The organism is Lysobacter sp. FW306-1B-D06B (assembly GCF_038446665.1).
In the GTDB taxonomy this organism is placed as follows: domain Bacteria; phylum Pseudomonadota; class Gammaproteobacteria; order Xanthomonadales; family Xanthomonadaceae; genus Lysobacter_J.
The window spans coordinates 965,083-978,591 of sequence record NZ_CP151802.1; the positions used below are offsets into that span (position 1 = coordinate 965,083).

Sequence of the window (13,509 nt, forward strand, 5' to 3'; positions counted from 1 at the left end):
CACGTTGTCCTGTTTCGCGTGCCGTGCCGTGGCGCGGCGCGCTACAACCGCTTCAGATAGGCGTGCTGCGTCTTGGTGCGCTCGAACCCGGCGCCTTCGTAGAACGGATGCGAATCGGCGCGCAGGACATTCGAGCGCACCATCACCTCGTCCAGGCCTTGCGCGCGCGCCCAGTCTTCCGCCGCCCGCACCAGCGCCTGGCCGATGCCGCGCCGTCGCGCGGCGTCGTCGACCACCAAGCCGACGATCTCCACGCGCTCGCCGGTTTCCAGCATCAAGCGGCGTTCGATCGCGATGAAGCCGAGCAGCCGCGTGCCGTCGTCGGTGGCGACGACGACGGGATGATCGGCGGAAATCAGCACCTGCCGCAGGCGTCGCGCGAACGCATCCGCCTGTTGCGGATAGCCCAGCTGCGCCGACAGCCGCGCCAGTTCGGCGGCATCGTCGGCGCGGGCGCGCCGCAGGGTGGCGTTCGTCGACGCGTCGCCCACGCTCAGCCTTCGCGCAGCCAGCGCGCCGCGTCGAGCGCGTAGTAGGTGAGTACGCCGTCGGCACCGGCGCGCTTGAACGCGAGCAGCGCTTCCATCGCGGTGGCGCGCTCGTCCAGCCAGCCGTTCTGCGCGGCGGCCTTGAGCATCGCGTACTCGCCGCTCACCTGGTAGACGTAGGTCGGCACGCGGAACTCGTCCTTCACGCGACGCACGATGTCCAGGTACGGCATGCCCGGCTTCACCATCACCATGTCGGCGCCTTCGTCCAGGTCGAGCGCGACTTCGTGCAGCGCTTCGTCCGAATTGGCCGGGTCCATCTGGTAGGTGTACTTGTTGCCCTTGCCCAACGCCGCGGCCGAACCGACCGCGCTGCGGAACGGGCCGTAGTACGCGCTGGCGTACTTCGCGCTGTAGGCGAGGATGCGCGTGTTGACGAAACCGGCCTCTTCCAGCGCGGCGCGCACCGCGCCGATGCGGCCGTCCATCATGTCGCTGGGCGCGACCACGTCGGCGCCGGCGTGCGCGTGCGACAGCGCCTGGCGCACGAGCGCCTGCACGGTGTCGTCGTTGAGGATGTAGCCGCTCTCGTCGAGCAAGCCGTCCTGGCCGTGCGTGGTGTAGGGATCGAGCGCGACATCGGTGATCACGCCCAGCTCCGGGAAGCGCTGCTTGAGCGCACGCACCGCGCGCTGGACGATGCCGTCGTCGTCCCACGCGATCACGCCGTCGTGCGTCTTGCGCGCGATGTCCGGCACGCCGAACAGCGTGATGGCGGGAACGCGCAGCTCGCAGGCCTGTTCGGCCACGCGCAGCAGTTCGTCGATGGACAGGCGTTCGACACCGGGCATGGAGGCGACGGCTTCGCGGCCGTCGCGTTCGTGCACGAAGACCGGATAGATCAGGTCGTTGGCGGTGAGGACCGACTCGCGCATCAGGCGGCGCGAGAACTCATCGCGGCGCATCCGCCGCGGGCGTGCATGGGGGTAGGTGCTCATGGCGGGGCATTGTACGCCCGCTCGCTGGCGCGCCTCGCACCCCCTCCCAACCTCCCTCCCGCGTGCAGAGGGAGGGCATAGCTGCTAAGTCGAATACACCCGATACCGCAAAGGCACCAGCCGCACTTCGCTCCCCGGCGCCGGCGTGGTCAGCCCGGGCGTCGCGGAGAAGTCCAGCTCCACCGGCCGCGCCTGGCCTTCGACGTTCAGCTCCAGCGTGATGCGGTCGGCCAGCCGGTGCGCCGCGACCACGCGCGCGCCGATGCCGTCGTTCCCGTCGCCCGGTGCGAAGTCGTGCGCACGCGCGTACAGCCGCGCGGGGCCGTCGGCGACATCGCCCGCGGCGAAGGTGTGCGCATGCCCGGGCAGATGGAAACGCCCGCCGCGCACTTCGCCTTCCAGCACGTTCGCGCGGCCGATGAAATCGAACACGTAGGCCGACGCGGGCGCGCTGTAGATCTCGTCCGGCGTGCCGACCTGTTCGATGCGGCCTTCGCGCAGCACGACGATGCGGTCGGCCAGCTCCAGCGCTTCTTCCTGGTCGTGCGTGACGAACAGCGTCGTCTGGCCCGTGCGTTCGTGCAGCTGGCGCAGCCAGCGGCGCAGTTCCACGCGCACCTTCGCATCGAGTGCGCCGAAGGGTTCGTCCAGGAGCAACACGGTCGGGTCGATGGCGAGTGCGCGCGCGAGCGCGACGCGCTGCTTCTGCCCGCCGGAGAGCTGTTCGGGATAGCGGTTGCCGAAGCCCGGAAGCTGGATCAGCCCAAGCAATTCCTCCACGCGGCGCGCGATGGTCGCCTTGTCGGGGCGCTTGCGGCGCGGTCGGCTGCGCAGGCCGAAGGCGATGTTCTCCGCCACCGTCATGTGCTTGAACAGCGCGTAATGCTGGAACACGAAACCGACGTTGCGTTCGCGCAGGCTCAACCGCGTCGCATCGTCCTTGCCGAACAGCACCTGCCCGGAATCCGGATGCAGCAGGCCTGCGATCACGCGCAGCAGCGTGGTCTTGCCCGAGCCCGACGGGCCGAGCAACGCCACCAGCTCGCCGGCTTCGACGTGCAGGTCCACGCCATCCAGCGCGGCCACGCCGGTGTAGCGCTTGCTGAGCTGGCGCAGGTGCAGGTCCATGCCGGAACGGGTCGAAGGCCGGGCGGGAGCGGGCGTGGTCGGCAGCGTGACAGACCCGGCCGGCGCGGTCGAATGCGCGGCCGTCACATGCGCCGCGTGGCCGGAGCGCCAGCCGGTGGTGGGTGCGCCAACCGCATCGGCGGCGTCAATGTCGACGGTGGGACTTCGCAAGGGCGTCGCCATGGCGGGACTCCAGCCAGAACTTGAGGATGAGGGTGATCAGCGCGAGCCCGGCCAGCAGCGATGCCGCGGCGAACGCGCCCGTGCTGTCGAACTCGTTGTAGAGGATCTCGATGTGCAGCGGCAGCGTGTTGGTGAGCCCGCGAATGTGGCCCGACACCACCGACACCGCGCCGAACTCGCCCATCGCGCGCGCCGAGCACAGCAGCACGCCGTACAGCAGGCCCCACTTGATGTTGGGCAGCGTCACGCGGCGGAACATCGTCCAGCCGCCGGCGCCGAGCGAACGCGCGGCCAGTTCCTCGTCCGCGCCCTGCTGCTGCATCAGCGGGATCAACTCGCGCACGACGAAGGGGAAGGTGATGAACAGCGTCGCCAGCACGATGCCCGGGCGCGCGAACAGGATCTTGACGTCGTAGTGCTCCAGCACCGACGCGAACCAGCCGCTGGAACCGAACAGCAGCACCAGGCACAAACCCGCCACCACCGGCGACACCGCGAAGGGCAGGTCGATCAGCGACAGCAGCAACTGCTTGCCGCGGAACTCGAAGCGCGTCACCGCCCACGCGGTGAACAGACCGAACACGGCGTTGACCGGTACGACTATCGCGACGGTGAACAGGGTGAGTTTCAGCGCGGACAGCGCGTCGGGCTGCGTGAGCGAATCGATCCACGTACCGAAGCCTTTGGCGAACGCCGCACCCAGCACCATCAGCAGCGGCAGCACCACCAGCGAGAGCATCACCAGCACCGCCAGCGCGATCAACGCCCAGCGCAGCCATGCCGGCTCCTGCAAGTCGTCGCGATGCTTCACGTCACGCGCCACGCTTGGCCCCCTTGCGCTCATGCGCGAACAACGACGGAATCGCGTTGATCGCCAGCAGGCACACGAACGACGCCGCCAGCAGCAGCGCGGCGATCGCGATGGCGCCGGCGTAGTCGTATTCCTCCAGACGGATGGTGATGAGCAGCGGCGCGATCTCGGTCTTGTAGGGCAGGTTGCCGGCGATGAAGATCACCGAACCGTACTCGCCCAGCGCACGCGCGAACGCCAGCGAGAAGCCCGTCAGCAGCGCCGGCAGCAGTTCCGGCAGCACCACGCGTCGCAGCGTGGTCAGGCGCGATGCGCCCAGCGAGGCAGCGGCCTCTTCCTGCTCGCGACCCAGCGCCTCCAGCACGGGTTGCACCGTGCGCACCGCGAACGGCAGGCCGATGAAGATCAGCGCGATGGTGATGCCGATCGGCGTGTAGGCGATCTTCAATCCCAGCGGCTCGGTGTAGCGTCCGACCCAACCGTTGGCGGAATAGATCGCGGTCAGCGCGATGCCCGCCACGGCGGTGGGCAGCGCGAAGGGAAGGTCGACGAGCGCATCGAGCAGGCGCCGACCCGGGAAGCGATACCGCACCACCACCCACGCCACCAGCGCACCGGCCACCGACGCGATCAGCGCGGCAACGAGCGAAGCGGTGAAACTCAGCTTCAGCGATGCCTGCACGCGTTCGTCCTGGATCGCGCGCAGCCAGCCGTCCAGGCCCAGCCCGGCGGCGCGAATCGCCAGCGCCGCCAACGGCAACAGCACGACGACGCTGAGCCACGCCAGGCCCAGGCCGAGACTGAGGCCGAAGCCGGGCAGCGGACGGCGGCCGCGGCGGGTGAGGGGGAGTGGCAGGGCGAGGGTGGACATCAGAACTCCGTCGCTACGACACGGACGCTACGGCTCCCTCCCACTGCACGCAGGGGGAGGAGCAAAACCACGTGGCACGCACACATCACCGCGGCCGATAAATCTTGTCGAAGAACCCGCCATCGGCGAAATGCTCCGCCTGCGCCTTCTTCCAGCCGCCGAACGCCGAGTCGATCGTCACCTGCTTCACCTGCGGGAACCGCGCCAGTTCCTCCGCCGGCACCTTGTCCGGTTCGGACGGGCGATAGCCGTGCTTGGCGGCCAGGCGTTGGCCTTCGGGCGTGTAGAGGAAACGCAGGTACGCCTCGGCCACCTTGCGCGTGCCGTGCTTGTCGACGTTCTTGTCGACCCACGCCACCGGCGGTTCGGCCTTGATGCTCAGGCTCGGCACGACGATCTCGAACTTGTCGCGCGTATCGGCATCCTTGAGCGTGAGCAGCGCTTCGTTCTCCCATGCCAGCAGCACATCGCCGATGCCGCGTTCGACGAACGTCGTCGTCGCGCCGCGCGCGCCGGTGTCGAGCACGGGCACGTTCTTGAACAGTCGCGTCAGGTAATCGGTGACCTTGTTGCCGTCGCGGTATTCCTGCGAGGCCCACGCCCACGCGGCGAGGTAGTTCCAGCGCGCACCGCCGGACGTCTTCGGATTCGGCGTGATGATGCCGATGCCCGGCTTGACCAGGTCCCCCCAGTCGCGGATCTGCTTCGGATTGCCCTTGCGCACCAGGAACACGATCGTCGAGGTGTACGGCGAACTGTTGTGCGGCAGGCGCTTCTGCCAGTCGGGGGGCAGCAGCTTGCCGTTGGTGGCGATGGCGTCGATGTCGGCGGCCAGCGCGAGCGTGACCACGTCCGCTTCCAGCCCGTCGATCACCGCGCGCGCCTGCTTGCCCGAGCCGCCGTGCGAGGCGCGGATGTTGAGCGTGTCGCCGCTCTGCTGCTTCCATTGCGCGGCGAAGGTCTGGTTCACCTCGGCGTAGAACTCGCGCGTGGGGTCGTAACTGACGTTGAGCAGCTGCACGTCCTTCGCGAAGGCCGCGCCGCTGGCGAGCGCCACCGACAGGCCGAGCACCGCATTGCGGAGAAAGGTTTTCATGGTGTCGTTTCCCGTAAGGCCGAAAGGTCAGAAGGAGAACTGCGCACGCGTGAAGAACGTCTTTTCGTCTTCACGGTCGGCGCCCGCGGCGGCGCCTCCATCGAAGTCGGTCTGCGTGTAGTTGGCGACGAGCTTGAAGTTTCCGGTGAGGTACCAGTTCACGCCCAATCCCCACGCCTTGGCGCGTCGCGCCACGGCGTTGGGATCGGCGAACACGGGGAATGCGTCCTCGTCGATCTCCAGTTCACCGTACCTCGCCACCAGTTCCCATGCACCCCAGCCTGCACTGCCGACCGTAAAAGGATGGTTAGGCCGCGCGACGCCGCGGTATCCGGTGTCCTCGCCGGTGAGGACGTAACCGGCCACGAGTTGCCACGCGGTGTTCTCGACCTTCGCGCGCGCGCCGGTGGCGGGAAGCCGGACTTCCTGCTCGGAGCTGATGTATTCGGCGAGTGCGCCGAACGCGTTGCGGTAGTAGTACGCCTGCGGCGACCAGCGCGTCTGCTCGCCGTCTGCGACCACCGCGCTGCGGTAGTTGAAGAACTGCACCTGGCCCGGCGTGCGATAGCGCGGCAGGAAATTGTTGCCGCTGCCTTCCTTGTCGCCGCTGCTGCCGGCGATGCCGAAGCCCAGGCCGGACAGCGCGCTGGCGTCGTTCTTCCACGGTTCGACGAAGACGCGCGCGGCGACTTCGAAATGGTTGTCGGGGTTGGTCGTCACGGCGTCGCGGCCGTCGACGGTGCCGTTGTAGACGCCGACGACGTAGTTGACCGTGCTGCCGGCCACTTCGCCCTGCAACTGCACGCCAAGGTCGCGGCCGGGCGCGAGTTCGCTCGGGAAGCCCAGTTCGACCAGCTCGGTCGCGCCGCTGGCCTGCAGGCGCTCCAGGCCCACCGGGCTCTTGGTCTTGCCGATGCGCAGCGTCGCCGCGGGGCTGAAGCGCAGGTCGGCCCAGGCATCGAGCAGGGTGACGCTGTCGCCGGCCAGTTCGGGCGTGATGCGGAAGGCCAGCAGCGGGCCCCAGCTGCCCTCGATCGTCAATTGCGCGCGGCGCCACAGGAAGGTGTCGTTCTGCGGGAGCGCGTCGTCGTCGATGTAGAAGCGGCCGTCGGCCTGCGCGAGGCCGCGGAACTTCAGTTCGACATCGCCCGGCGGCGGCGATTTCACCGACAGGCCCTTGGCCGCGCTCAGGCTCACGACCGGCGTGCTGGCGGCCTTGGCCTCGGCTTCCTCGGCCTGCAGGTCGAGTTTGCGTTCGATTACGCGCAGGCGTTGGTCGAGATCGGCCAGGCCGTTGGCGTCGGTGGTGTCGCCGGCCGCGGGCGCGGTGCCCAGGCGTTGTTCGATGGCTTGCAGGCGACGGGCGAGTTCTTCCACCGTCGGTTGGGATTGCTGCGCGAAGGCAGACGCGGGCAGTGCCAGCGCGGCCACGATTCCGCAGGCCAGCACGCTGCCGGCAAGAGAGGGAACGGGCAATCGTCGCGTTCGATACCTGGGCATGGCGTGGGATTCCTGGGAGGGGAGGGCGGGCCTGCCGATGTCGGGCGGCACGGCGCGACTGTCGCCGCCCACGCCGCGCCGGACAAGGGCGGGAGCGTCATGCGCTCATGCCGAAGCGGTATGAGCGGGGGCGGGGTGCTAAGGAATCGTGAGGTGTTCTCCCTCCCCTGCTCGCAGGGGAGGGTTGGGGAGGGGTAAGAGCCGCGTAGCGGCGAGTTCACCGTGCCAAGGCTCGGCGCTTCGCGCCCTCGCGCCCCCCTCCCAACCTCTCCCTGCTCGCAGGGGGAGGGGCCAAAGTTGCAAAAGAAAACCGGCGCCTTTCGGCGCCGGTTCCGGTGGGGCATGAAGCGCGCGACTTACTTCAGGTTCGTCGCCGTGCACAACATGATCACCGCACCCTGCAGCGGATGGATCAGCTTCGCGGCGCGCAGGCGCTGCTGCAGATCGACCATGCACTGCACGTACTTGCCCGGGTTCTTGTTGGTCACCTTGCACAGGTTGTTCCAGGCCTGCACGTTGGCGCCGACGATGAAGCCACCCGGCTCCAGCAGATCGACCGTGGTGTTGCACTTGCCGATCTTCGCTTCGCCCGAGTTCACCTTCCAGCCCATGTCGCGGTACAGCGCCGGGCTGAGGTCGACGTTGTACTGCGCCTGCACCGTCGGCGTGTCGAACGGCTCCATCAGCGCGTTCGGCGACAGCGCGGTGTCGTAGTGCGAGAACGTCGAACCGCCGGCCACCACCGCCGGTGCGTACAGACGCGTGCGGCCCTTGTCGTCGGCGCCCTGCAGCAGCACCGGATCGACCTGGAACGTCACGCTCACCGGCAGGTTCGCCTTGAAGGTGACGCCGTCGGCCTGGGTGATGCGCAGTGCCGGGATGGTGATGTTCGGATCGGTACCGCCCAGATCCGGCGGCGGCGAGCCGGCGACGTTGTCCGCCACCACCATGCCGATGCCGCCCGCGGCCTGCACGTTCGCGGCCTTGATCACGAAGCCGCAGGTGCCGCGATCGACCAGCACGAACTTGCCGGCCACCGCCGCGGCGTTGGTCAGCGCCGTGCAGGCGTCACCCGTCGTCGGGCCCGCCGCATTGGCCTCGTCCTGTCCGAGCACGACCTGGCCGGTGAAGTTCGCCGGCGATGCCACCGGGCCGAAGCTCGCCGTGCCGTACAGGTAGCGTCCGGCGATGCCCGCGGGCGCGGTCACGGTGAAGTACTGGCGGTTGTCGAGCACGAGCGCCGCTTCGTTCTTCACGCGATTGCCCGACCACACCAACCGTCCGGAGGTCTTCATCACTTCGGCGCGCTGCGCCGGCGTGCTGGCCGGATCGTTGAAGCCGATGTTGAGCACGTTGTCGAATGCGTTCTGTGTGTAGATGTCCGAACGCGGGCCGGTGCCGTCGAAGTCGCCGAAGTTGCCGGTGAACTTGTCCAGGAAGCCCTGGAAGCCCAGGCCGTGGCCGATCTCGTGCATCACCACGTTGAGGAAGTTGATGCCGCCGGCCGGCGTCTTGCCGTCCAGGCCGTAGTACCAGGTCGTGCCGGCCAGGCAGTCGGGCTTGCCGAGGTCGCCGTTGAAGCGCGAGACGATGTCGGCCGGATCATCGGGAACCGGATCCAGGTCGACGCCGGCCAGCGAGTCGGCGAGCGCGGAGTGGTACCAGATGCCCGGACGCGGCGCGTTCGGGAAGTCGCGGTCGATCCAGTTCGCACCGGCCGAACCGAGCGTGGCGCCGGTCGCGGTGCAGTTCAGGCGCTGGAAGGACGCACCGACCTTGATCGGCACGTCGCTCTTGAGCACCGAACCCCACAGGTCCATCGCGAAGCGGTAGACGATCTGGCGCTGCTGGCCGACCGTCGTGCCGGGGTTGAGGCCGATCGGCGTGGCCGGCGTGGGATCGTCCAGGCCCAGGCCCGTTCCGGCATCGCCGTTGAGCAGCACCAGCTGCGCGGCGTCGGCGTTGGCGAAGGCGAATGCACCGGTCATGGCCAGCGCGCAGGCGAGAAGTTGCTTTCTCATTTCAGCAGCTCCTCGTTGTGCGTGTCATGGGAATCGCTGCTCTCGTCGCCGGAGTGCTGGATCACCAGCTGGCCGGACGCATCACGCTGCGCGGTCAACGAGGTCATCTGCGATTCGGGCACCTTCACCGACACGCCGCCGTGCGCGGAACGACGTACCGTGGCACGCGCGGCCGCCGCATCCTGCGGCGCGGCGAACGTCTTCGCCATCGCCGGCGCGACCTTGGCCTGCTTGCCTTGAGTCAGCGCCTGGTCGAGCTGCGCGCTCTCGCTGGCGGTAAGCGGACGCAGTTGTCCGGTCTCGGCATCGATGCCGACCTTGACGCCCGCAACGGTCACTTGATGGGGTGTGGACTGGGCATCAGCGGCATGGACGTTGATGCACAGTCCAAGCGCTACACCTGACAACCAAAGCGCGGATCCGATCCTTTTCATGGGTCACGTCCCGATCTTGAAGGTGATGTTTCCCCGGCCGATTCCGCCCTCGCGATGGCCATCGCGAAGAATCGACTGTTGGGGATGCAATGTGGGCTTCCCCCTTCAACCCGTGCCGACTATGCGCCTGCTTCGACGCGCGCGACAAGCTTGCGCCGCAACATCGCGCGACCTACGTATTCAGGCGGAAAATGCGGCCACGTACGGAGCGTGCGCGTGAAGAACATCATCACGCGCGTCGCATGCAACGCGACCGTGGACGCTTCAGATGATGCCGCCGCCGATGCCCAGGCGGACGATGCCGACCACGATCACGATGCCGTTGAGCACCAGGCCGGTCTTCGCGCGGCCGCGGTTGCCCGGGCTGGTGAAGAGGATGCCGAGCGCGGCGATGATCGCGCCCACCGAGGCGAACGGGATGAGCAGCCAATTGCCCCATCCCAGCAGCGGGATCAACGCGATCACCATCCAGATCATGGCGACGATGCCCCAGAGCAGGCTGATGAGACCCATGGCGACGTTCCTCGTGAGGGCCGACGGGCGGCCGGGTGGCGATGCGGTGCAGTGCCGAGATTACCGGGCACCGGGTGGCGTGAACATGCGTTCCGACGAAACGGCCGGATGGGGTTCCGAAACGGGGCAAATGAGGGGCGGAGCGTGGCGCGGAATCGGGGCGTACCGAGGAATCCGGGGCGCCGGGGCGGATCGTCTGCGGGCGTCTCTGGCCTTGCCCCCGTCATTCCCGCGAAGGCGGGAATCCAGGGAAGTTTCACGCCTTACCTGTTACTTGTCAGAAGCAACAGCGTCGCGCTTGTCGCTCGACACGCAATCGGTAAAGCATGGAAAGTCCCTGGATTCCGGCCTTCGCGGGAATGACGTGATGGGTGGGAGGGCGTGACGGCCTGGGTCCCGGCCCTTCGACAAGCTCAGGACAGGCCTTCGCCGGGATGACGGCTTCGGAGACGCTTTCCCGATTCCCGATTCCCGATTCCCGATTCCCGATTCCCGATTCCCGAATCCCGAATCCCGAATCCCGAATCCCGAATCCCGAATCCCTACCCGTGCGCGCCGTCGATTTCCACGCGCAACTCGCGCCGGCACACCGCGGCGTGCAGGACGACGCGCGGCACTTCGGGCGACAGGCGCGCATCGAGCGCGCGCTTCACCGTGTCCAGTTCGTCGCGATCGCGCACGTACACCTTCAACGGCGAATACGCGCCGAAATGCGCCGGCAGCGAGGGCCACTGCGAACGCGCGGCGGCGATGAGGCTGTCGAAATTGGCGAGCGTTTCGTCCAGCTGCGTCGCCACCGAATCGGCGTGCTGCGATTCGTGGCCGACGATGGCCGCGGTGCCCGAGAGCATCAGCGGCATCGCGCTGCCGGGCGGCGGCAGCATCGCGCGGGCGAAGCTCGGCGGTTGCGGGCCGTACTGGCGCGGGTAGCGGTAGGCGCTGATCTGGCGCGGGTTTTCCAGCGGCGTTCCGGGCACGCGTGAGGCGAGCCAGTACACCTGCAAGCGACGCGGCGCGCCTTCGGCGTTCACCTGGCCGATCGCCGTGGCCGCCGGCAACGAATGCGGCTCCACTTCGCCCAGGCCTCGCGCGCGGCCGACGCAGAACTGGCGGTAGCGCTCCAGGTCGCCTTCGCCCACGGTGATGCCGTCGAGGTAGTTCCACACGCGCAGCAGGTGCGGATAACCGCGCGCCTGCACGAACTCGATCAGGCGACGGTACAGGCGGTCGGCGGTGGCTTCGATGTCGCTGCGGCCGGGCAGGGTGTCGTCGCCCTCGTCCAGTTCGATCGCGCCGAACTGCAGCGCGCCGTCTTCCGCCCAGGCGACGTCGCCGTCGCGTCCGCACTGCACCGGACCGCTTGCGCGCCAGACTTCCAGCGGTGAATCGCCGTAGGGCTCCAGCGCGACGCGCAGGTAGCGCGGGTCGTCGCTATGCGGCGCCTGCGCGCCGAAGCCGATCACCGCGAGCACGTCGGGCGCGGTCAATACGGATTCGGGCGCGGCATGCACGTATTCCACCGACCAGCGCGGCGCCGCCAGCGGCATGGGGCGCACTGCGCTCACGAGCGCAGTCCCATGTCACGTTGATCCGGCCCCGGCTGCAGCGTGTCGGCGGCGCCGTGCAGGCCCACGTCCACACCGACCTGGCGACGCCGTTTCAACCAGCCGCGCAGCGCCAGCGGCGCCATGCTGATGGCAGTCATCGAGTAGATGATGCGGAACAGGCGCAGGCGCTTGAGCACCTCGGGGTTGTCGAACACATCGCCCGCCAGCAGCGAGATCACTGCCTGTTCCACCTGCCAGATGTTGCGCGGATGGTTGAACAGGTGGCGCATCACCGGCGTGGTGAAGCGGTAGATGAACCACTGGAAATGCTTCAGGCCGCGCTTGAGGCGCTTGTCCATGCCGCGTTGCAGGGCCGATTCGCGCGACGGATCGCGCAGCACGCCATCGACCACCTGCGCGGCCTGCTCGGCGCTGTTCATGCCCAGGTACACGCCCGAGGAGAACACCGGATCGACGAAGGCGTAGGCATCGCCCACCATCACCCAGCCCGGGCCGTGCATGCGCGTACAGGTGTAGGAGTAGTTGCCGGTGACGTGCACCGGCGCGACACGTTGCGCATTCTGCATGCGCTTGCGCACCTGCGGTTCGGACTCGAGCGTCTTCATCAGGAACGCTTCGTTTTCGCCGCGGCGCTGCTTGAGGTATTCGGGGAAGCACACCGCGCCCACGCTCATCACGCCGTCGCGCAGCGGGATCAGCCACATCCAGCCGTGCGCGAAGCGCTGCACGGTGATGTTGCCGGCGTCATCGCCCTGGCGGCGTTCCACGCCGGTGAAGTGGCTGAAGATCGCCGCCGACTGGTGCAGCGTGTTCTTCTGCTTGAGCTTGAGCTGGTTGCCGAAGAAGGTGTCGCGGCCGCTGGCGTCGACGACGTAGCGCGCCCGCACGGTGAAGGCATTGCCCTTCGCGTCGCGCGCATGCGCGATCGACGGCCGACCGTCGGCGCCGAACTCCATGCGTTCGACCTTGTGGCGTTCGCGTGCATCCACGCCGTTGGCCTGCGCGTGGCGGAACAGCAGTTCGTCGAACTGCTCGCGCTTGACCTGGTAGGCGTAGCCGAAGAGCGGATTGAGCGCGCGCTCGAAGCGGAAGGTGTTGTACTGGTCGGCGCCGTCCTGCCCGGACTGCATCGGCGTGCCGTCGTCGTTGACGATCGGGAACTCCGCGCCCGGCTTGAACGTGCCGATGGCCTTGACCTGCTCCAGCACGCCCAGGCGCTCCAGGATCGGCAGGTTCATCGGCAGCAGCGATTCGCCGATGTGGAAGCGCGGGTGCGCGTCCTTCTCCAGCAGCAGGACCTTCCATCCCTTGCGCGCCAGCAGCGTCGCGGCGGTGGTGCCGGCGGGGCCGCCGCCGATCACCAGGACGTCAGGCGTCAGCGTGGAGGGTGCGTCGGAAGGCGTGTTCAGCTCGGCCGGGGCAGGAGCTGCCGGCGCGGACTCGGGGACGGTATCGGTCATGGCGCGCATGATAAGGGAATGCCCGCCGCCAGCCCGTGCAGCGCCGGGCCCCGGGAGGCTGTTAGGCGGGCGCCCGTGGTGGACGGTTGCGCGCGCGACGCCGATGCCGGATCGTGGCGTCCCTTGCAATGCCACCGCTGGAACCGAAGATGTCTGAACAAAGCCCCGTCGAACGCGAACTGGCCGAGCTGCTGGTCGCCAGCCTGAACCTCGAAGACGTGGCGCCGGGCGACATCGATCCGGAGGGCGCGCTGTTCGGCGAGGGGCTGGGCCTGGATTCGATCGACGCGCTGGAACTGGCGCTGGCGATCTCCAGCAAGTACGGCTTCCAGCTGCGCTCGGACAACGACGAGAACCGCCGCATCTTCGCCTCGCTGCGCGCGCTGGCGGCGCACATCGAACAGCGCCGCGCGGCCTGATCGTCGCCGCCGGACCCGG

At 68.3% G+C, this 13,509-nt stretch carries 13 protein-coding genes; 1 reads left to right on the top strand and 12 read right to left on the bottom strand.

Translation table 11 applies throughout. The features are described from left to right. Positions 1–41 precede the first annotated feature (41 nt). From AAFF32_RS04385 to AAFF32_RS04440, 12 genes are all read right to left on the bottom strand, one after another. A complete protein-coding gene (locus tag AAFF32_RS04385; RefSeq protein WP_216964616.1) occupies positions 42–491 on the bottom strand; it encodes a GNAT family N-acetyltransferase in 450 nt (149 codons plus the stop codon). A gap of 2 nt (positions 492–493) precedes the next feature. Then, positions 494–1,486 (bottom strand): porphobilinogen synthase, encoded by a 993-nt coding sequence (gene hemB, locus AAFF32_RS04390; protein WP_216964615.1) that lies wholly within the window; start codon positions 1,484–1,486, stop codon positions 494–496. Positions 1,487–1,570: 84 nt separating this feature from the next. Then, positions 1,571–2,614, bottom strand: coding sequence for a sulfate/molybdate ABC transporter ATP-binding protein (locus AAFF32_RS04395; protein ID WP_342317219.1), 1,044 nt, complete (start codon positions 2,612–2,614; stop codon positions 1,571–1,573). Between the two features lie 145 nt (positions 2,615–2,759). After that, positions 2,760–3,620 carry a sulfate ABC transporter permease subunit CysW gene (cysW, locus tag AAFF32_RS04400; RefSeq protein WP_342316594.1) on the bottom strand — a complete coding sequence of 287 codons (861 nt, stop codon included), beginning with the start codon at positions 3,618–3,620 and terminating at the stop codon, positions 2,760–2,762. Next, positions 3,610–4,479, bottom strand: a complete 870-nt coding sequence (gene cysT, locus AAFF32_RS04405) for a sulfate ABC transporter permease subunit CysT (RefSeq protein WP_216964610.1) — start codon at positions 4,477–4,479, stop codon at positions 3,610–3,612. The genes cysW and cysT overlap by 11 nt, the downstream gene beginning before the upstream one ends. An 85-nt stretch (positions 4,480–4,564) precedes the next feature. Beyond that, complete coding sequence (locus tag AAFF32_RS04410; RefSeq protein ID WP_342316596.1) at positions 4,565–5,575, bottom strand: sulfate ABC transporter substrate-binding protein; 1,011 nt, start codon at positions 5,573–5,575, stop codon at positions 4,565–4,567. 27 nt (positions 5,576–5,602) lie between these two features. After that, positions 5,603–7,075, bottom strand: a complete 1,473-nt coding sequence (locus AAFF32_RS04415; protein ID WP_342316597.1) for a porin — start codon at positions 7,073–7,075, stop codon at positions 5,603–5,605. 356 nt (positions 7,076–7,431) lie between these two features. After that, a complete protein-coding gene (locus AAFF32_RS04420) occupies positions 7,432–9,096 on the bottom strand; it encodes a PA domain-containing protein (RefSeq protein ID WP_216964604.1) in 1,665 nt (554 codons plus the stop codon). After that, positions 9,093–9,434 (bottom strand): hypothetical protein, encoded by a 342-nt coding sequence (locus AAFF32_RS04425; RefSeq protein ID WP_216964602.1) that lies wholly within the window; start codon positions 9,432–9,434, stop codon positions 9,093–9,095. The genes AAFF32_RS04420 and AAFF32_RS04425 overlap by 4 nt, the downstream gene beginning before the upstream one ends. A gap of 360 nt (positions 9,435–9,794) precedes the next feature. Next, positions 9,795–10,043, bottom strand: coding sequence for a hypothetical protein (locus AAFF32_RS04430; protein WP_216964600.1), 249 nt, complete (start codon positions 10,041–10,043; stop codon positions 9,795–9,797). Positions 10,044–10,585: 542 nt separating this feature from the next. After that, positions 10,586–11,590 carry a pteridine-dependent deoxygenase gene (locus AAFF32_RS04435; protein ID WP_342317220.1) on the bottom strand — a complete coding sequence of 335 codons (1,005 nt, stop codon included), beginning with the start codon at positions 11,588–11,590 and terminating at the stop codon, positions 10,586–10,588. Between the two features lie 14 nt (positions 11,591–11,604). Continuing rightward, a complete protein-coding gene (locus AAFF32_RS04440; protein ID WP_342316598.1) occupies positions 11,605–13,071 on the bottom strand; it encodes an NAD(P)/FAD-dependent oxidoreductase in 1,467 nt (488 codons plus the stop codon). A 149-nt stretch (positions 13,072–13,220) separates the two neighbouring features. Between AAFF32_RS04440 and AAFF32_RS04445 the strand changes: the two genes are divergently transcribed. After that, a complete protein-coding gene (locus tag AAFF32_RS04445; RefSeq protein WP_342316599.1) occupies positions 13,221–13,490 on the top strand; it encodes a phosphopantetheine-binding protein in 270 nt (89 codons plus the stop codon). Positions 13,491–13,509: the final 19 nt, after the last annotated feature.

Coding starts and splice junctions, on each gene's coding strand:
- hemB (WP_216964615.1), bottom strand. CDS start 1,486: ATGAGCACCTACCCCCATGCACGCCCGCGGCGGATGCGCCGCGATGAG.
- AAFF32_RS04395 (WP_342317219.1), bottom strand. CDS start 2,614: ATGGACCTGCACCTGCGCCAGCTCAGCAAGCGCTACACCGGCGTGGCC.
- cysT (WP_216964610.1), bottom strand. CDS start 4,479: ATGTCCACCCTCGCCCTGCCACTCCCCCTCACCCGCCGCGGCCGCCGT.
- AAFF32_RS04410 (WP_342316596.1), bottom strand. CDS start 5,575: ATGAAAACCTTTCTCCGCAATGCGGTGCTCGGCCTGTCGGTGGCGCTC.
- AAFF32_RS04415 (WP_342316597.1), bottom strand. CDS start 7,075: ATGCCCAGGTATCGAACGCGACGATTGCCCGTTCCCTCTCTTGCCGGC.
- AAFF32_RS04420 (WP_216964604.1), bottom strand. CDS start 9,096: ATGAGAAAGCAACTTCTCGCCTGCGCGCTGGCCATGACCGGTGCATTC.
- AAFF32_RS04430 (WP_216964600.1), bottom strand. CDS start 10,043: ATGGGTCTCATCAGCCTGCTCTGGGGCATCGTCGCCATGATCTGGATG.
- AAFF32_RS04435 (WP_342317220.1), bottom strand. CDS start 11,590: ATGCCGCTGGCGGCGCCGCGCTGGTCGGTGGAATACGTGCATGCCGCG.
- AAFF32_RS04440 (WP_342316598.1), bottom strand. CDS start 13,071: ATGACCGATACCGTCCCCGAGTCCGCGCCGGCAGCTCCTGCCCCGGCC.
- AAFF32_RS04445 (WP_342316599.1), top strand. CDS start 13,221: ATGTCTGAACAAAGCCCCGTCGAACGCGAACTGGCCGAGCTGCTGGTC.